Here is an 18,952-nt window from a genome sequence, read left to right on the forward strand (position 1 = left end):
GACCGGGAGAACTGGCCTGACCCATTTATCCCGCTCCGTATCCTATAAAGTTTTATGCTTTTGCAGCTACTTTTTCTATATTGGACCTGTTAAAATCTTCTGCCTTCCATACACCTTCACTCTTTGCCAGCAAAAGTGTGCCGACTACATCTCCCGAAACATTTACAGTAGTGTGCCCCATGTCTATAAGCCTGTATAACCCAGCTATAGGTCCCATTAAATCGAATGGTAATCCCATGAGATTTAAAAATATTGCCCCTGTAACAATGCCACCACCAGGTATACCTGGAGCTGCAATCGACATTATTGTTGATATAGTAATCACTATAGCTATCTGCTCTACAGTCAAGCTTAAGCCATAAAAATCAGCAACAAAAAAGGCCAATAGAGTTTTATACAATGCCGCACCTGTTAAGTTTACAGTCGCTCCCAAAGGAATAGTAAATGATGCCATCCATTCAGGGACTTTCAGTTCATTCACAGTAACATCCAAAGTAACCGGAATTGTACCGGTACTGCTTGTTGTAGCAAGAGTCATCATCCATACCCTGGAAATAGACTTGACAAATTTTTTATAATCAATTTTAGTATACAGCACCAAAGGAATAGACATTATTACTATCCAAATCAGAACAACTCCAAGCCAATCGCAGAGTATAAATTTCCCCAAAACGCCAAATATATTTACTCCATAAACTGCTATAGCGTTTGCCATAAGGGCAAATATACCTATTGGCGAATAGATCATTATTATGTCAAGAATTTTATAGCATGCTGTTGCACCTTGGTTCATAAGATCTGTTATCATTTTCCCTTTCTCTCCAAGCATGACCAATGCTATTCCTAACAGTATAGTAAAGAATATTACCTGCATAACGTCACCCGATGCCATGGATGAGATAACATTTGAAGGAATCATCCCTAAAAAGAAATCCCCGATGGAAGGTGTAGTCACTTCCGAAGTAAATTTAGCTGCATTATCTAATACAACACCGAGACCAGGCCTCATCACCTTAGCAACTACTACTCCTATAAAGCAAGCTAAAATAGTCATGACTGTATAAATAAGCATTATTTTGCCGCCAATTCTTTTTAATTTTTGGACATCACCCATGCTTGCTATACCGCTTCCAACGCTAAAGAAAACAACAGGGATAATTAGCATTTTAATCAGATTCATGAACACAGTTCCAAAAGGTTTAACCCATATAGAAAAATCCGTAAAAAGCAATCCGACAATAATACCCATAATGAAGCCTATTGCCGCCCTCAACGGTAAATACTTTTTATCTACCAGTATTTTCATTATATGCACCTCTTTAAACATATTTGTTTTTCGCAATTTTTTCCGAAGCAATTAAGAATCCCTCTATTTCTTCAAGATCATTGAAGTGCATAGGCGAAACTCTTATTATGCCTTCTAGTCCAAAAGCGTCCATCATCCTCTTAGAATAGGGGCTCGAAGCAAGCCTTTCAAATACTATGTAATTTTCTTTATCGTATAAGCGAACTGCAGAAGAGCAATCCATACTATCAAATGAAATTGCAATGATCAAATCTTTTGAGGCTAAATCTTCCGTATCAAAGTGAACGGTAACTCCATCAATATATCTCAACCCTTTTGCATTTGGAGTCCCTTCTAAAAGAGAATAGAGCAAGAACTTTTCCTGAAATTCGATTTTATGCATTGCAGTTGCGATAAGAGTCCGTTTATCCTTACTGTCAGTAAAATGCGAGCCTAAAAAGCATAAGTACTCTATTATTTTGCTGAAACTTGCAAAATCAGAAGCATCTGCACTGCCAAGCTCCCATACATCAGGGCTTTTTCCGGTTATTTTTTCATGAGGAAATGAAGCTACTCTCTCAGAAACAAATCCAAGGCCAATTCCTCTATTCCCAAAAAACTTATACGGTGCTACAACTACTCCATCAAGCTGAAGCTTATCAAAATCAATGACGCCGTGAGGTGCACGCTGAACCGCATCCAATAATATATATACTGATGGATTAACCTTTCTCACCTCTGAAATAATAGCTTCGACATCCATTGCCGCACCGGTAATGTTAGATGTATATATCATGCTTAATAAACATGTATCTTTGTCAACTTTGTCTAATACTTCAGAAACATCTATCCCGCCGGTAACCGGATTAGCTTTACACTCTCTAAACTCCTTATTGTATTTGTTACAATAATATTTTGCGGAATCATAAGAACCCGGGTGGTCAAGACATGTGGTTACCACATTTGAACCAGGAGCATTACATAATATAGCTTCAGTAATATTGAATAAAACCCTCGAAGCCGTAAAATTTGTTACTATACTGCCTTTTGAAGCATTTATAAATTTCTTGAAATCATCTTTCCCGCCATTTATAGTTTCCAATAGAAATTTTGCTGCTTTGTTCGGCCTTGTAGAGCTCTCAGGAAAACGCATGACATAACTTGAAGCCTCTACCACACTTTTTAGTCTGAGAGAACCACCTGAATTTTCAAAGTACACTCTTTTATCAGTAAAATCATCCTTATCAACGAAATAAAATCTGTCTCTTATTTGCTTAGTTAACTCTTCTGAAAAAATGTTTTCATAAACTTTAGCCATTCTTATTACCTCTTTCTAATTATCTAGATTCACAAGTACAAGATTTATTAATTCCGATTTTCGCTGTAAGAAAAAATGTTTATTTTAATAATATTCTTTGCTATAATCAACATAGCGTGGACGGATAGAAATTAACTCAATACCTGGCCGTATTAATTATTTTTTTATCTGTTCCTGCTACCGTTTAATGCAGTTCATGCATTTCAATATACTTTTCTAAATCGTTGACTCTGTCTTTTGCTTCATTCTTTGTTTTGTCGCTAATAACAAGTAAGATCAGATCATTTAAACATAAGGGTGCAACGTAAGAGTTACAGAATCCCAATCCATCAACAGCCGTAGGTAAAACTATATCTGCTTTAGCTGCAATAGGAGAAGTAATTTTATCAGTTACGACTATTATATTTGCATTTTTTGAATGTGCAATATCTATAGCAGAAGTGCATAGCTTTGTGTGTATTGGAAAGCTGTAAAGTAATATACAATCACCTTTTTCAATATCAATTATTTGCTCTATTAATTCACTATCCGCATGGGTGCATATACTTACATTAGGTAATAAATATCTAAGCTTTCCTCCCATAAAACTTGCCAAGCTTGCCGAACCTCTGAACCCAATAATATACTTGTGCTTGCTTTTAACTAAAATATTGGCAGCCTCATTAATTGCTTCATAATTCAATTGTTCAAAAGTTTTCTGTAAGTTTTTAAATGTCTGCTCCATTAGGTTGTCAATAAGGTTATTCTTACTAAGACTTTCAATTGTATTTTTATATTTATTAGCAGGTGACATTGAATTAGCAGCATCATTTATTTGCCTGACCATTTCTTCCTTCATCTCTCTTTGGAAATCTGAATAGCTTGAATAACCTAAAGAACGAATAAATCTGATTATCGATGTATCACTTACTCCAACCTCTATGGATATGCTGGTTGCCGTCATGAAGCAAATATTATTCAGATTTTCTAAAAAATAATCAGCTATTTTCTTTTCAGTCTTGGTTAATGTGGATTCCTTTACCCTCTTCTCAAACAGCGTAATAATTTTCACCTCCTACATGTTGAATTATATTCATAATATTTTAAATATGTTGAATATAATTCAATTTTATCATTGGAGAATATTTTGTCAAGTTTTTTCTCTATTTCCGGGGTCTTAATACGATCATCAATGAACAATAAAAAATACCTTCTGCTATGGTTTTTTATCCTATAACAGAAGGTATTTTTTATTGGAATTTAGCATTCAAGCCTTGACATGTTGGATTGTCTTTGATCATGATTCAAGCAGCTTTTCATAGATGGCATTAAATATAATATTGCACTTATTTAATATCTCTTTAGGCGCCTTTTCTATAAATTCAAATTCTCTTTCACTTAAATCCAAAGCTTTAACTTGGTCCATAAATATATCGCCTTTAGTTGTAATATTACATTTATCTAAATTTACCCTGGTAAAAAAAGTGCTGGTTGAATTTGTTATTGGTACCACTGTTACTATTCCATTTAACTCTTTTTGGGTAATAGGATCTGATATTACAAGCCCTGGTCTATAGCCTTTCTGCTCATGTCCTTTCGATGGCGAGAAGTTGATTCTTATTATGTCTCCAAATTCTAAGTCACAATAGTTATTTTTATCTGATTTAGCCATAATAATTACCACACTTCTTTCCCGATAGGTTTACCCCAGTTAATATCCTCTTTTGGATTTATTTTTTCTCCCTTTGATTTTTCAGCCAAAAGTTCAAATTTTGTTTTTTCTTGTTTCTTTTTTAAGATCAATTTGCCTTCTTCTACATCAATATCAAAACTTATATTTTCAAAATTATTACTATCAATTTTTAATTCGTCTAATATTGCCTTTGGTATACGAATAGCTGCACTATTACCCCACTTAGATAAATTAGTATTCATATAAACCATCTCCTTAAAATTTTCTTAGTACTCTTATATATAGTATATACGCGTATATACGGATTGTCAATCAACCATGAGGCTGATTTGAAATGGCCCGCAGATAGTTGAAAATTACTTTTGAAATATAATTTTTCTAATGCTCTTAGCTCTTTTTCTCTGCCTATAAACATGCTATCAACCATCTACTGAATTACGATTATTATACTTATGTTTCAGTAAATTATATTCTCTAGTTTGGTAAAGCCTTAGGATTATCAATAAAACATCCTCGGATTTGCTCCGAGGATGTTTTATTATTGCTTTTTAATTGTATTATGCCGGCATATTGTCAGACTTTAGGGCAATTTCTTTACTATATTTATTCATAGACAGCTTATGCAGGAAGTATATAACTATAGCCAAGGCTATGGCTCCGGGAATAATAATAAATGTCTTCTGTGAGAAACCGGCTATTATGTATAATGGAACACATACGGCTGCTACTGTAAGAGCATACGGAAACTGGGTTCTGAAGTGGTCTATATGGTCTGATGCAGCACCCATAGAAGCCAGTATCGTAGTATCAGATAAAGGTGAACAATGATCTCCAAAGAGACCTCCGCTGATTACCGCTGCTATGGTTACGAATAGCGGCGCTCCCATAGTCATGGACATTGGTATGGCAATGGGCATAAGTATGGCATATGGACCCCAGGATGAACCTGTCGCAAGTGACATTGCAGCCCCAATTGTAAATAATATCGTGGGCAGCAGTGCAGGATTGAGAAAATCCTTGCTGACTTCTATTATATAATCAGCTGTTCCCAGATTCTTGCATAATGATCCCAATGACCAGGCAAACACCATGACCACCATGAGATATATCATATCTGACATGCCCTCCATAGCGATATCCTGAGCTTTCTTGAATGTCATGACCTTGTATTTTACAGACAGCAATACACATACCAAGGCGCCTATGAGGAAGCCTGTAGCTATGCCAACCCTTATTATATTGCCCTTGAGAGGCTCGAAGGGGAATCCGTTCAATATAAATATGAAAAACATTAATCCTAATAGGGTTATCAAAGGCAGTATCATGGTAATAAGCTTAGGTTCAGCGCCTTCCGGAAGCTCAACCTGCTTCGTATTCCTTAGGGGAACTGCTCCATCTCTCAATAGCTTGCCTGATTCTGCTCTCTTCTGAGCTCTCAGCATCGGGCCGTAATCAAACTGAGTATATGCCATATATCCAACCATAAGCACTGTTAGAATGCTGTAAAACTGGAAAGGCACAGCCTTTATAAATGCATCCCAGCTTGTCATATTGGTCACCTGCAGAGCTTCAAATTCTTTATCTATAAGCCCCATGATGTATACACCCCAGCTTATAATAGGGATCGTAGAACAAACGGGAGAAGCAGTGGCATCCAGTATGTATGCAAATTTTTCCCTCGATACCTTTAGCCTGTCACCTATGGACTGAAATATAGGCCCGACTAAGAGTGCATTAGCAGAATCAGAGAACCATATGAACAGTCCTCCAAACCACATTGCCAATTCTGCTTTGGCCTTTGTATTTATCCAGCGGGAAACATATTTTGCAAAAGCTATGGCTCCGCCGGATTGTGTTATTATAGCCACAAATAAACCTATTATGAGCATATTGGTCATAGATTGAGCATTATAGCTATCGGCTACTTGTACAAATATATAGTCCTTGATGAAAATATAAAAGCCTACAAAGGGATTCCAGGAGCTAAGGATGGTCGTTCCTACCAGCAGGCCTGCAAATAGCGAAAGAAGAACGTTTTTGGTCAATACCGAAAGAACGATTGCAAGTATTGGGGGAATAATAGAGAGAAACCCAAAATGTTCCATTAATAAACCTCCTTTTTTATAGCTTCATGACTATGAATGCTTGAATATCCTTATATGCATTATTTGGCTCATTCCCTCCTTCCTTATATTTTGTCATGCAGATAAACATACTATAAAGCCTGATTAGAATTGTTCTGCATGAAATAGCTTAGTGAAGCCCTTACTAGGGACCTTTCATGCAAGTTATCACTGTTTATGTCAAGATCATCAATGTCCCTGGTCATCAGCACCTTCAAAAATGGAGCGAGCTGCTCATTGTAGATTGCCATGCATTCTTTAGGCTCTACCGCAGGCCATGCATTGCAGCTTACAACAAGACGTCTGTTTTTGGATCCGACACCTTCGGGTATGGTATCATAAAGTTCATCGTTGGTTTCTATCACATATTTATCTATATTTCCGGTTGGGATTCCTTCTATACCCTTTACCTGTATAGGCTGAAGCTTATCATTATAGGGGTCGGCAGAAAGATCCAATATGACTGCGTGCTCCGGCATCGCTTCAATCATTTCGTTAGCCACGATTATCTGTGTCGCATCTTCCCTTTTGCTTGCATCCACTAAAATATCAGTATGGGATAATATTTTCCTAAGGTATTTCTCATTTTTCGTAATATTCCTCGGAAGCATAGTTATCAAAAAACCAGGCATCTCCCAGTTCTTATAATAGAACTCCTCATCGCTGAATTCTTCAAAGGCTTTAGCGGCGTTTATCCCTACTGCTCCCATTCCTATTATGGTGATTTGTATTGGTCTTCTACTGGAGCTGTAGAATCCTTTCATTCTCTTTTTTAATTCCGCAAAAGCTACTTTTGAGCCCGCCCTGGATGTACCTGCATAATTGACAAGCATTCTGATGTTCCTGTCATCCTTAAAGCCATCCATTGAAAAGCACTTTATTCCTTTGTCCATAAGCAGCTTATCCCTGGACTCCTGAGTCTCATAATGAAGCATAGATACCAGTACGGAACCGGGCTTCATTATCTCTAATTCCTCATCCTTAGGAGCTCTTAGGACAACTACCATATCCTTCATATATATCTCATCGTGATCGACAAACTTTATTTTGGGGTTATATGCCAGATAGTCTTTCTCTGTAAAACCCATTGCAGAGCCATAGCCTTTTTCCACAAATATTTCAATATTACCATAGGAGCCTAGCTCTCCAAAAAGTGATGGCAAAAAATCTCTTCTCTCATTTTCTTCTTTGTGCATCCTGGGAAAACCTATGGTTTTTATATAGGCCATATTTTTACCTCCTTAAAAAGATGTTAACTTTTGTCTGCTGCAATATATGTAGGAGCAACTTCCGTGCCATAAGCATCGCTAAGCATTTCCAATGCATCAGACGCTTTATAGATAAAATAAGTGTTGCATTTTTGCAACATGTTACGTAAAAACAACGCTTTTTACAAAGGATTCTTAATGGTTATATAGAATATATTAAGAAACCATAAGGGGAGGTCAATATATGAAGCTTTATAAGAATCATAAGAAGGAATTCCTTAATAAGCTTATTGATGAGACATTGAACTTCAATGGGGAAGAGAAAAAAATCGCGTTATATATTAAAAAGTGCTGCAAAAAGGTTTCTTATATGAATTTGTCCGAGCTTTTGGAAGCTGCAGAAACAAGTGAGGAAAATGTAAAAAGCTACTTAGCCAAGATGGGCTACAACAGCTATGATGATTTCAGAAAGGAATTAAGAGAAGTCATAATGGTTGGTATGAAAACTACTGAGGCCTTCAAGATATCTATGGATATGATGCATCCGAAGGTAAACAACATTTTGGACTTTATAGTAAAAAAAGAAACGGACAACCTCAATGAATTCAAGAAAACCTTTGACGAAGAAGCATTTAGAAATATTATTGAAGCAATAATCAATGCAAATGATATTATACTGGTTGGAACCAGGGCATCAGCTCCCATTGCCATATATGCGGAATACATATTCAACAAGATAGGAAAGCGCAGCAGAAAGATAATTTCCGGAGGAACCGAGAATTTCGACTTTTTATCTCTTATTGACAGGGATACATTGGTATTAGCCTTCGGCTTCGCCAGATATCCGAAAGATACCATAAAGATCCTCAGCTTTTTCAGAAAAAAGAATTTTAAAATTATATCTGTCACCGACAATTACCTTTCACCCTTGGCCAGATTCTCGGATATGATTTATACCGTGCCGATAGAGTCCTATTCTTTTACCGACTCCTATGTAATACCTGTTTCTCTGGTCAATATTATAGCCATATTGATAAGTCAGCTGGATGAAGATAATTCCATGAAGCATCTTACAGAGTTTGAGGAGATTGCAAAAGATATAGGATTCTATTTTTAAACAATACCCGTGTTCATCAAATATAAATATTCAGAGGTGAGTATTGTGGCCTCATATAATTACGCTGAATCTTTGGACAGCCATAATTGCATCATACCGCCAAAGGATTTTAATCCATTTAAAATAGAAAATATATTTACATGCAGTAAAAGTATGAAGAGGATCATAGATTTAGCCTTGAGAATAGCCGGTTCTAACGCTCCCGTGCTAATACTCGGCCCCTCCGGGGTAGGCAAGGAGGAGCTGGCTTCGCTCATACATAAAAACAGTAAAAGAGCCCAAAATTCATTTGTAAAGCTGAACTGCTCCGCTATACCCGATAACCTTATAGAGTCGGAGTTTTTCGGGTATGAGGCAGGGTCCTTCACCGGTGCATCCAGGTCGGGCAAAAAAGGGCTCATCGAGCTTGCCGAAAAGGGAACCTTATTTTTAGATGAGCTGGGAGAAATGCCTCCCAATCTGCAGACAAAGCTGCTTCGGGTTCTGCAGAACGGCAAGTTCTTAAAAATCGGCGCCTATAAGGAGTCCTCCTCTGATACAAGGATCATTGCTGCTACTAACAAAGATTTGCAGGCGATGATAAAAAGCGGTACCTTCAGAGAGGATTTATATTTCAGACTTAATGTAATACCCATACATATACCCCGGTTAAATGAAAGAAGAGAGGATATACCTCTATTATCCATGTATTTTTTGGATTATTTCAATAAGCAATATAATGTAAATAAGAAGATAAGGCTGGAAGTTATGAATCAGCTTCTTTGCCATAATTGGCCCGGCAATATAAGAGAGCTCAAAAATACCATCGAAAGGCTGGTGCTCATATCTTTGGATGATGTAATAACCATGGACGATCTTTCTTATTCATATTTCGCAGAGAATAAATACAATAGCATTGAAAGCAGCATAAGCGATATTCAGTACATCCCAAACATGACCCTGCGGGAAATGGTCAATGAATTTGAAACCAACATAATAACTCAGGCAGTGAAGAAATACGGAAGCATAAGAAAGGCTGCCAAAGTGCTGGATGTGACTCCTTCTACCCTATCAAGAAAGCTGAACAGAGGGATGTCATAGAAAAAGCAGAGGGGCGATCCTTGACCGTCCCCATGCTTCAATCATTTTATCCAAACAGTTTGCACATCACATAATGATTAGGCTTTACTTCATTTAGCGATAGGTCTTCTGATAAACACTCCGGCTTAAAAAATTTGCATCTCGGTGCAAAACGGCATCCAGGCTTGGGGTTTATTGGGTCAGTTACCTCTCCTCTTATTATTTCTCTTTCTGAAATGCGGCTTTTAAGCGAAGGCACCGGTATGGAAGACAGAAGTATTTTTGTATAAGGATGAATCGGGTTTCTAAAAAGCTCCTTAGACGGTGCCTTCTCTACGCACTGCCCAACATATAAAACCGCTATTTCGTCCGATATATGCTTGACGACGGCCAAATCGTGTGTAATAAACATGTAGGTCAAACCAAGCCTTTCTTGAAGATCCATCAGCAAATTTAGTATTTGGGCCTGTATGCTTACATCCAGTGCAGACACAGGTTCGTCGCATACTATAAACTGGGGACTCATGGAAAGCGCACGCGCTATTCCTATTCTTTGTCTTCTTCCTCCATCAAGCTCATGAGAATAAGAGTTTATAAACCGCTCTGCCAAGCCCACCGTTTCCATTAAAAAAAGTACCCTGTCATTGATTTCATTCCTGGAGCCATAAATCCTATTGACTATCAAAGGCTCGGCTATGATTTGAAAAACAGTCTTCCTAGGGTTTAAGCTGGCATAGGGGTCTTGAAAAATCATTTGCATTTTTTGGCGCATCAGCCTCATTTTTTCTTTATCATAGCCCAAAATATTTTCACCATCAAACAATACTTGTCCGTCAGTAAGGGGCAAAAGCCTCAGAATAGTACGCCCTAAAGTCGATTTCCCGCATCCCGATTCACCGACAACACCTAATGTTTTGCCTTTATCTATGCTCAGGTTGATGTCATCCACAGCATGAAGAAGCCCAAAAGGAGTATTGAAATATTTTTTTAAATTCACAGTTTCAATCAAAGGCTTTCTATTATCGTCGTCTTTTTTCATTTGTTTCATCCTCCCTTGTGAATGCATGGCAAACAATATTATGGGTCCCATAGGTGATCTTCGGAGGGGTTCTCCTCGAGCAGATTTTCATTGCTTTCGGGCATCTCGGATGAAACTTGCAGCCAAATGGCAAGTTTGTCGGATCGGGCATCAATCCATCTATAGGGCTTAGGCGATCGGTTTCAATTTCAAGATTAGGAATCGATCCGAACAGGCCCACAGTATACGGATGGTGCTTTTCACTCTCGAAAATATCTTCGATTAAGCCGCTTTCAACTATTTCGCCGGCATACATGACCGCAACCTTATCACAGGTTTGCGCTACAATTCCTAAATCATGAGTTATAAGTATCATCGACATTCCAAGCTTATTCTTCAGTTCTGTCATCATAGCCAGCACCTGGGCTTGAATGGTGACATCCAATGCCGTTGTGGGCTCATCCGCGATCACAAGCACCGGACTGCATGCGAGAGCTATGGCTATCACAACCCTCTGCTTCATACCTCCGGAAAATTGGTGCGGATATTCCCGCTTTCTGTTCTTGGGTATTCCCACTAACTCCAGCATTTCATCAACCCTGGCTTCAAGCTGGCTTTTGCTTTTGTTTTGAGTATTATGAAGTTCAAGGGCTTCATACAATTGCTGTTCAACAGTCAAAACCGGATTGAGGCTGGTCATCGGATCTTGAAAGATCATAGAAATCTTCTCGCCCCTGACTTTTCGCATATCACTTTCTTTTGCCGATATAAGATCCTTGCCTTCAAAAATAATTTGGCCTTCAGTGATTTCTCCTATATCCTGTGGAAGAAGCCTCAGGATGCTGAGTGCAGTTGTGGTCTTGCCGGCACCTGTTTCTCCGACGATTCCAAGAGTCTGTTCCTTATCCAGGGCTAGATCGATCCCGTTCACTGCACATACTGTATCTGAATCAGTCTTGTAAATGACTTTCAAATTGCGGATTTCCAATAGTCTATTTTCTATTTTATTATCCATGCTTTTAGCTCCTTACATAAAATTATTATCCCTTGCTAGTTCTTTAATCTTGGATCTAAAGCATCCCTCAATCCATCGCCTATTAAATTTATGGAAAAAACAGAAATGGCAATTGCAATTCCCGGTATTACAACTAGATAAGGATAATCTCTCATATATTCTCTTGCCTCAGACAGCATATACCCCCATTCGGGTTGAGGCGGCTGAATGCCCAAGCCGATAAAGCTGAGCCCCGCCGCCAAAAGTATCATCTTTGCAACGGACATGGTTCCCTGCACTATGATAGGCCCTATGGCATTGGGCAAAACATCATTTGTGATAATTCTGAAATCTTTCGAACCGCAGGCTCTGGCCGCTTCTATATAATCTTCTCCGACCACAGTCAGCACCGTAGATCGGACAATCCTCGTAAAGCCCGGAATTTGGGATATGGTTATTGCAATCAAAAGGTTCAGCAGGCTCGGACCCATTGCTGAAACGATTGCGATCGCCAGAAGTATAGATGGAATGCTCAGCAAGATGTCCATCAATCTCATGACTATCTCATCAAATATTCCGCCATAGTATCCTGTCATCGCCCCTAATATCCCGCCTATCAAAAGTGAGATTCCCGTAGTGAAAAATCCGATGCTCAGTGAAACTCTTGAGCCATGGACCATGCGTGCCAGAAGATCTCTCCCATACTGGTCGGTACCAAAATAGTGCTCCCAGGAAGGCGGCTGCAGTCTAAGGCTTCCATTCTGCTTAATAGCTGACTCTTGATAGTCGGCTATTAAGTCTGCACTAAGAGACATTGCTACCAATATGCAAAATATAGCCAGCCCTATCATGGCAAGTTTGTTTTTCTTCATTCTTCGCCAGATCTCTTTTATTTGACTTTTCTTTGCATATTTCTTCTCTATAGCAACTGCGTTGGCTTCTTGAGTCATTTCACATATTCCTCCCATCAAATAAAATCATCTATTTTATATACTTCGAGCGTATCCTTGGGTCTATAAAGGCATAAATCATATCAACGATGAGCATAGTGATGCATACCAAAACAGCAAAAAATATTATGGAAGCCGTGACCTGCGGGGTATCCTTCATTCTGATGGATGTGATCATCAAAGTAGAAATGCCCGACATGGAGAATACTGTCTCGATAAGGATGGCTCCGCCCAGAAGCATCCCAAATTCTACTCCGAGTGCTGTTATAACAGGCAGCAGCGCATTTTTCAATTCATGTTTGAAAATGATGCGCCTCTCGCTGGCCCCTTTGGCTCTTGCAGTCCTTACATAGTCCTGGCGGATTGTTTCAAGCATAGTCGATCTGGTCAGGCGAAGGATATTGGCCGCTGTAGGAGCCGCAAGCGTAAAGACCGGAAGCACAAAATGCCGCCAGCTTCCTACGCCGTTTGATGGAAATAATTTTAGCTTTACAGAAAAAAATAATATGAGCAATAACCCGAGCCAAAAACGCGGCAATGACGCGAATACCATTGCACAGGATGTACAAATCATATCGATAGGCTTGTACTTTTTAACGGCTGATATTATTCCCAGGGGTATCCCCATCAAAGCCGTCAGAATAACACTGCAGAATGCAAGCTCTAAAGTCACCGGAAATCTTTTGATGATTTCTCCGAATACAGGTTTTTGTGTCCGGTAAGATAGCCCGAAATCCCCATGCAAAGCGTTAAATATGTACTTAACATATTTAACCGGCAGAGGATCATAATAACCGAACTCTGTATTCAATTGAACGATAGCTTCTTCCGGGGCATCCTGGCCTAACAGCAGAGAGGCAGGGTCTCCGGGCGTGAAGCTCATAATAAAAAGAATTATAAAGATTACGCCTAATAAAATCGGTATAAGCAATAATAAGCGTTTGATCACATATCTATACATTTGCTCTCCCCTATTCTTAATAGAATATCTTTTATGACTCTCAGATGGAGCCGGAAACCGGCATCTCCTGCTCCACCTGGAGTATTAAACGGATTCAGCCTTATATTATCGATAAGACTCCCGGGTTGAAATCATGATTTGAAAGTATCTTCGGACCCTCAGGTGTGATCTGGATCAAATCTTCCATATGAAACATGCGGCCTTCAGCCACAACCACAGGCTCAATGTTAAACACCATGTTTTCTTCCAAAGCAAAATTCTCTTTAGGAGAAAGCATTGGAAATTCATGCAAACCGATCCCTAAAGAATGTCCTATATGAGGCGTAGAAAAAGGCAAATTGTATTCCTTAAATTTCCTTGAACATATATCATACAGCTCAGCTGCGGTAACGCCTATCTTCATACAAGAAATAACATGCTGGTACACTTCAGTCAGCCTGTCATAAATATCCAGATACTTTGGATTCGGCTTTCCTATCATGACTGTTCTTGCAAAATCGGATTGATAGTTCCCTTTGAATAACCCTCCAAAGTCCAATCGCATGACTTCACCATCTTCCATGATCGTATCATCCGGCAAGGCGTGCACTTGAATGGATTTGGCTCCGGAGCCCATCACAAAAAATGAGATTTTATCCGCTCCGCCGTTGAGCATGTTTATTTTTACTTTACTTGAAAATATTCGCTCGGTGCAGCCCGGGTGAACTTCTGCTAAGGCTTTCTCCAATGATTCCCTGGTGATATTTGCAGCTTCGCTCAAAATAGCTATCTCTTTGTCTTCCTTTATCATTTTTACTTTGTCAAAAAGACGTGTACAGCTGACAAAATCGGCATCCGGCATTCTTCCGACCAGTTCTTTGTAATAGTGAGCCATCAAGTAATCCAGCTCAATACCGACTTTTTTCTTGCTCAACCCTTTTTCGGCCAGAACGTCTGCCAGGAATTGTATCGGTGATTCTTGAAATTCGATATAATATCTCTTGTCTTTAATCCACGTTTGGGCCTCCACAGTGCCTCTTTCGATACCGCAGGCAATCATCGCCGGCTCCCCCGAAAGAGGAAGAACGGCTATTGCCAGCCTGTCTCTTATATCAGTTTGAGTCATTATATAGGTTTCAGCAAAATATAAGGTGTTTTCCGGAGATATGACTACCGTGACATCTAATCCTTCTTCCTCCATATATTTTTTTAATCTATCATACCTGCTTAAATTATTTATCAACATAATGATCCTCCTTCAATAAACTAGATATAACGCATTAAATATTCCACATAGCTGTTATGCTGATTGATAACGATTGCAGATGCCCCAGGGCATCCTCTCTTGCTCCTGTGGAGCAATTCACCTTATGCTCCAGAGCTAAGACTTTGTAAGCTTGCATAGGGTTGCGTCAAAACTCGCTTTGGCTCAAACAGTTGACGCAACTTGTCCTATGCCTCGCTAACAAACTCTAAGCTCCTTCACGATGCACTCTTTTATCAGTCAGGATAACATTATTGCTGTAAAATCTTTTTCACGTCATAGATAGCTCGGCTTATTCTGCCCATTCAAGATATTTGAGCTGAACACCGACAAACTTATCATAGCCTGTGATGTTTAGGCCTTTCGTGATAGCATAGCTTTTCTTGGGATAATAAATAGGAGCAAAATAAGCTTCTTCGCCAGTCCTTACCAGAATGGATTCCAAAATATCAAATCTTTTTTTACTATCCAGTTCTATTTTCTGAAGCTTGTTTTGTTCCTCTATCCATTCATCATTGATGCCGGAGAATGGGACCGAACCGGTTATGCTGATCACGTCCATTGCATTATCTCCATCAGAGTTCAAATTCAAATGGCTGGATGCCATAACAAAATTGCCTGTTTTCAAATCGTCAATAAATGCATTATTTTCAACGACTTGAACGGTGGTTTCAATCCCTATGGCTTTTAAATTCTCTAAGGCGATCTCTGCGATCTTTTTATCTTTTCCATCACGGGTTATTATTGCATCAAATTTGAATCCGTTTTCATAGCCGGCTTCTTTCATAAGCTCCTTTGCTTTTTCAACATTGTACTCATAATAGGGTATCCTCTCGCTGTAGCCAAACATTCCTTGATTGGCAACGCTTCTGGCCGGAACTGCCATGCCTTCTTCGGCTACCTGGATCATGAAATCCTTGTCAAAACAGTAGTTGATCGCCTGGCGGACCTTCTTGTTTTTTAAAGGCTCAATGGTATTGTCCCTTTGATTAAACTGTATAAAGTTGACAAGCCCGCATGGATGCGAATAAAAATCAAGATTTGGGTTCTCCTTAATATTTTTTAACGCTATCATGGCAAAATTCCTGGACAGATTCAGCTCTCCGGTTTCCAATGCAACTACTTGTGTGTTTGCATCAGGAATGATTTTGAAAACAGCCTTTTTTATCTTTGGCTTTATATCTCCATGATAATCTTCAAAGGCTTCCAGTTCTACGCCTATGGTAGGGTCGTAAGAAACCAATTTATATGGGCCGCAAGAAATCACCGTATCTTTATATTTGTCAGTTTCGTTATATGCTTTTTCGGAGTACATTTTTACATTGATTGCACAAAGGTAAAGAAAATTGGCTGATGGGTTGTTCAAATAAACATCGACTGTATAATCATCTACCAGTTTCACTTCTTTGATCTGATTTGCGGTTGCAGCCTGATATGCTTTGTATTCTGTCATCATTAGGTTGAAAGTAAAAGCTGCATCGCTTGCCTTCAGCTCTGAACCATCATGAAACTTTATCCCTTTCTTTATTTTAAATCTATATTTATTTTCATCCTCAATCCATTCCCAGCTTTCTGCAACATTCGGAATAATGGTTCCATCATCAGCTACATTGAGAAATGTGTCATATATATTAGAAATGCATTCATTGGTTACGATATTTTGCATTGCAAAAGTATTTAAGGTTTGCAGCTCTGTCGCCAAGGAAATAACCACTTGCCCCGTGTCTTTGATCAACGGATTTTCATTGCCCGAAGTGCCATTTGACGGCGTCTCGTTTGCCGGTACCGAAGAGCTTGTACAACCCAGGAGCGAAGACAAAACCATTGTGCTGATCAAAATCAAACTTATGATATTCTTCTTCACACTATTACCTCCCCGAAATTCTTATAAACCGTTCCGTCTTTCATCACGAAGCCTACATTTCTCATCACATTCATATCATTCAGCGGATTCCCTTCAACGGCGATAATGTCCGCCAGCTTTCCCTTTTCAATCGTACCTATTCTATCATCCCAGCCCAATAGTTCAGATCCTGTCTTGGTTGCAGAAATCAATGCATGCTCCGGCTTCATTCCGACTTTTTCAACCATCAATACCAATTCTTCTGCCTGGGTGCCATGATAAAGATATGGAGCTGCTGCGTCTGTCCCGAGAGCTATTTTTACCCCTTTATCATAAGCCATTTTTATATTGGTGAAATGAACCTTTTTACATATTTGGGCCTTTTTAATCGCATAGTCGGCTATCTCGCCTTCCTTCATTTTGGACAGCATTCGAGTATTCACTGTAAGGGTCGGAACCAAGAAAGTACCTCTCTCCACCATCATTTCCGCTGTCTCTTCATCAATAAAAGTGCCATGCTCTATAGAAGTAACTCCGGCTTTTACAGCACATTTGATGCCGTTCAATCCATGAGCATGTGTAGCTGTTGTTTTTCCTCTGAATTCGGCCACTTCAATGATTGCCCTCACCTCTTCATAGGTCATCTCCTGAGCTCCCGGGTCGTCTCCTGTTGTCAGCACACCATATGTAGACATAAACTTGATAAAGTCCGCACCATACTTGAAGTTAAAACGAGCTGCCTGACGAGCCTGATCCGGCCCACATATGATAGCTCTCACATTATTCCTGTCACCGCCTGTGTATGGCGGCTGCAGAGGACTATCCCCATGTCCGCCCAACGCATTTAGCGGAAGCCCCGCTGCCATCATTCTCGGACCCCAATGATAGCCTTCATTGATCGCATCCCTTATCGCGACATCTGCGAATCCGGGAGCTCCAGCATCTCTGATCGTGGTAAATCCAGCCATCAAATCATTTTGAACCCACTTTATTCCCCTCAACGCATAGGTCGGGGGAGAAACCGTATACATGCCATCTACCGTTAACTCTTTGAAGCTGCCATTGCCCCAGCAATGAGTATGTGAGTCAATCAAGCCGGGCATAATGAATTTATCGCTTAAATCCATCACTTCGTAGTTTCCCAAATCTCCTATCCGGGATATTTCCAGCACATCTGAAATCTTGTTGTCTTCAACTACTATTGCCATATTTTGTTGGACAGCCTCATTTGAGGCTTTGAACAGTTTTCCGCATTTAATCAGTTTTTTCATGTTTACACCTCTTAATAATTTTTTTACACAATCTCCAACATCCTCGGATTCAAGATATGGCTCCCGCTTCTTTTATCCTTATATGCTATGGCTTCAATCTCCACCCTGGCGCCTCTCGCCAAAGAAGCCGCCGCCACACAGGACCTGGCGGGCTTATGAGTGGTGAAATACTTGAGATAAACATTATTGAAATCGTCAAATTGATTTATATCTGTAATAAAAATTGTTATCTTTATTACATCCTTCAAATCATACGCTGCTGATCTGAGTATCGCTTTTATATTTTCCAATGCTTGCACACATTCATCTTCGAAAGTCAAATTTTCTGATTGATTAGCTGAATTGTTCAAGCCAAACTGCCCTGAAGTGAACAGGAATCCACCTGCCATAATTCCTTGAGAAAACAATGGGCTTGAAGGGATAGAATCAGCAGTTGCGTACCTTTTGCTCATGTTTTACTCCTCCTATAAATTTTCTTCACAGTTTTTTTGCTTCTATAGCTTTAAGCAATGAAGCAAACAAAATTAAGTCATATGCATCACTCCCCAATTCAATATTTCAGCCTGCTAAGCACCTCTTGGCTTGTCTTGATTTTCAATAAAAAGTGCCGTTAGTGAAGTGTTTAGTTCTTGAGCAATCTTTTTTAGAAGTGCTATGGAGGGATTATAGTGGCCATTCTCCAGAGCAGATAAGTATTCCCTAGTTATATTGAGCTTCACTGACAGCTCCTTTTGTGTAATCCCTGTTTTTTCTCTTGCTTCCTTTATTCTCAACACTATCAACACCCCCCAATGAATAATATTGTAATGTTTTATATTACGTTTATCAAACCCATTATAATGTATTACATTACGTTTTCGTTAAATACCTTTTGTTTTCTCTGTATATCT

General features: G+C 39.3%; 18 protein-coding genes. 2 read left to right on the plus strand and 16 right to left on the minus strand.

Features of this window, described 5'->3' with window-relative positions; translation table 11 throughout:
• Nucleotides 1-52: 52 nt before the first annotated feature.
• The 7 genes from LJD61_RS08005 to LJD61_RS08035 all read right to left on the minus strand — a co-directional run bounded on the left by LJD61_RS08005 (nucleotide 53) and on the right by LJD61_RS08035 (nucleotide 7,627).
• Nucleotides 53-1,306: a dicarboxylate/amino acid:cation symporter gene (locus LJD61_RS08005; protein WP_255227010.1), complete on the minus strand. Its 1,254-nt coding sequence runs from the start codon at nucleotides 1,304-1,306 to the stop codon at nucleotides 53-55.
• 13 nt (nucleotides 1,307-1,319) lie between these two features.
• Nucleotides 1,320-2,603: an aminotransferase class V-fold PLP-dependent enzyme gene (locus tag LJD61_RS08010; protein ID WP_255227011.1), complete on the minus strand. Its 1,284-nt coding sequence runs from the start codon at nucleotides 2,601-2,603 to the stop codon at nucleotides 1,320-1,322.
• 184 nt (nucleotides 2,604-2,787) lie between these two features.
• Nucleotides 2,788-3,654, minus strand: coding sequence for a MurR/RpiR family transcriptional regulator (locus LJD61_RS08015; RefSeq protein ID WP_255227012.1), 867 nt, complete (start codon nucleotides 3,652-3,654; stop codon nucleotides 2,788-2,790).
• Between the two features lie 225 nt (nucleotides 3,655-3,879).
• Nucleotides 3,880-4,254 (minus strand): type II toxin-antitoxin system PemK/MazF family toxin, encoded by a 375-nt coding sequence (locus LJD61_RS08020; protein WP_255227013.1) that lies wholly within the window; start codon nucleotides 4,252-4,254, stop codon nucleotides 3,880-3,882.
• 5 nt (nucleotides 4,255-4,259) lie between these two features.
• The gene (locus LJD61_RS08025) at nucleotides 4,260-4,517 is read right to left on the minus strand and encodes an AbrB/MazE/SpoVT family DNA-binding domain-containing protein (RefSeq protein WP_255227014.1); all 258 of its coding nucleotides are present in this window, start codon (nucleotides 4,515-4,517) and stop codon (nucleotides 4,260-4,262) included.
• 315 nt (nucleotides 4,518-4,832) lie between these two features.
• Nucleotides 4,833-6,380, minus strand: a complete 1,548-nt coding sequence (locus LJD61_RS08030) for a Na+/H+ antiporter NhaC family protein (protein WP_255227015.1) — start codon at nucleotides 6,378-6,380, stop codon at nucleotides 4,833-4,835.
• A 110-nt stretch (nucleotides 6,381-6,490) separates the two neighbouring features.
• Nucleotides 6,491-7,627, minus strand: coding sequence for an NAD(P)-dependent oxidoreductase (locus LJD61_RS08035; RefSeq protein WP_255227016.1), 1,137 nt, complete (start codon nucleotides 7,625-7,627; stop codon nucleotides 6,491-6,493).
• 223 nt (nucleotides 7,628-7,850) lie between these two features.
• On the opposite strand from LJD61_RS08035, the gene LJD61_RS08040 reads away from it, so the two are divergent.
• Both LJD61_RS08040 and LJD61_RS08045 read left to right on the plus strand, forming a co-directional pair.
• Nucleotides 7,851-8,723 carry a MurR/RpiR family transcriptional regulator gene (locus LJD61_RS08040; protein WP_255227017.1) on the plus strand — a complete coding sequence of 291 codons (873 nt, stop codon included), beginning with the start codon at nucleotides 7,851-7,853 and terminating at the stop codon, nucleotides 8,721-8,723.
• Nucleotides 8,724-8,768: 45 nt separating this feature from the next.
• Nucleotides 8,769-9,803 carry a sigma-54 interaction domain-containing protein gene (locus LJD61_RS08045; protein WP_255227018.1) on the plus strand — a complete coding sequence of 345 codons (1,035 nt, stop codon included), beginning with the start codon at nucleotides 8,769-8,771 and terminating at the stop codon, nucleotides 9,801-9,803.
• 46 nt (nucleotides 9,804-9,849) lie between these two features.
• Here LJD61_RS08045 and LJD61_RS08050 read toward each other — a convergent pair whose 3' ends face one another.
• From LJD61_RS08050 to LJD61_RS08090, 9 genes are all read right to left on the minus strand, one after another.
• Nucleotides 9,850-10,830: an ABC transporter ATP-binding protein gene (locus LJD61_RS08050; protein ID WP_255227019.1), complete on the minus strand. Its 981-nt coding sequence runs from the start codon at nucleotides 10,828-10,830 to the stop codon at nucleotides 9,850-9,852.
• The gene (locus tag LJD61_RS08055; RefSeq protein ID WP_408615072.1) at nucleotides 10,802-11,803 is read right to left on the minus strand and encodes an ABC transporter ATP-binding protein; all 1,002 of its coding nucleotides are present in this window, start codon (nucleotides 11,801-11,803) and stop codon (nucleotides 10,802-10,804) included. Before LJD61_RS08055 ends, LJD61_RS08050 begins: the two co-directional genes overlap by 29 nt.
• Before the next feature lie 47 nt (nucleotides 11,804-11,850).
• The gene (locus tag LJD61_RS08060; RefSeq protein WP_408615074.1) at nucleotides 11,851-12,717 is read right to left on the minus strand and encodes an ABC transporter permease; all 867 of its coding nucleotides are present in this window, start codon (nucleotides 12,715-12,717) and stop codon (nucleotides 11,851-11,853) included.
• Between the two features lie 58 nt (nucleotides 12,718-12,775).
• The gene (locus LJD61_RS08065) at nucleotides 12,776-13,705 is read right to left on the minus strand and encodes an ABC transporter permease (protein WP_255227022.1); all 930 of its coding nucleotides are present in this window, start codon (nucleotides 13,703-13,705) and stop codon (nucleotides 12,776-12,778) included.
• A 100-nt stretch (nucleotides 13,706-13,805) separates the two neighbouring features.
• Nucleotides 13,806-14,930: a M24 family metallopeptidase gene (locus LJD61_RS08070; RefSeq protein WP_255227023.1), complete on the minus strand. Its 1,125-nt coding sequence runs from the start codon at nucleotides 14,928-14,930 to the stop codon at nucleotides 13,806-13,808.
• A 310-nt stretch (nucleotides 14,931-15,240) separates the two neighbouring features.
• Nucleotides 15,241-16,812 (minus strand): ABC transporter substrate-binding protein, encoded by a 1,572-nt coding sequence (locus tag LJD61_RS08075; protein WP_255227024.1) that lies wholly within the window; start codon nucleotides 16,810-16,812, stop codon nucleotides 15,241-15,243.
• A complete protein-coding gene (locus LJD61_RS08080; protein WP_255227025.1) occupies nucleotides 16,809-18,062 on the minus strand; it encodes a metal-dependent hydrolase family protein in 1,254 nt (417 codons plus the stop codon). Before LJD61_RS08080 ends, LJD61_RS08075 begins: the two co-directional genes overlap by 4 nt.
• Before the next feature lie 23 nt (nucleotides 18,063-18,085).
• A complete protein-coding gene (locus LJD61_RS08085; RefSeq protein WP_255227026.1) occupies nucleotides 18,086-18,514 on the minus strand; it encodes a RidA family protein in 429 nt (142 codons plus the stop codon).
• A gap of 114 nt (nucleotides 18,515-18,628) precedes the next feature.
• Entirely contained in the window at nucleotides 18,629-18,838 is a 210-nt protein-coding gene (locus LJD61_RS08090; RefSeq protein WP_255227027.1) for a helix-turn-helix transcriptional regulator, read from the minus strand.
• Nucleotides 18,839-18,952 lie beyond the last annotated feature (114 nt).

Origin of the sequence: Lutispora saccharofermentans, assembly GCF_024363565.1 — a bacterium.
GTDB lineage: Bacteria > Bacillota > Clostridia > Lutisporales > Lutisporaceae > Lutispora > Lutispora saccharofermentans.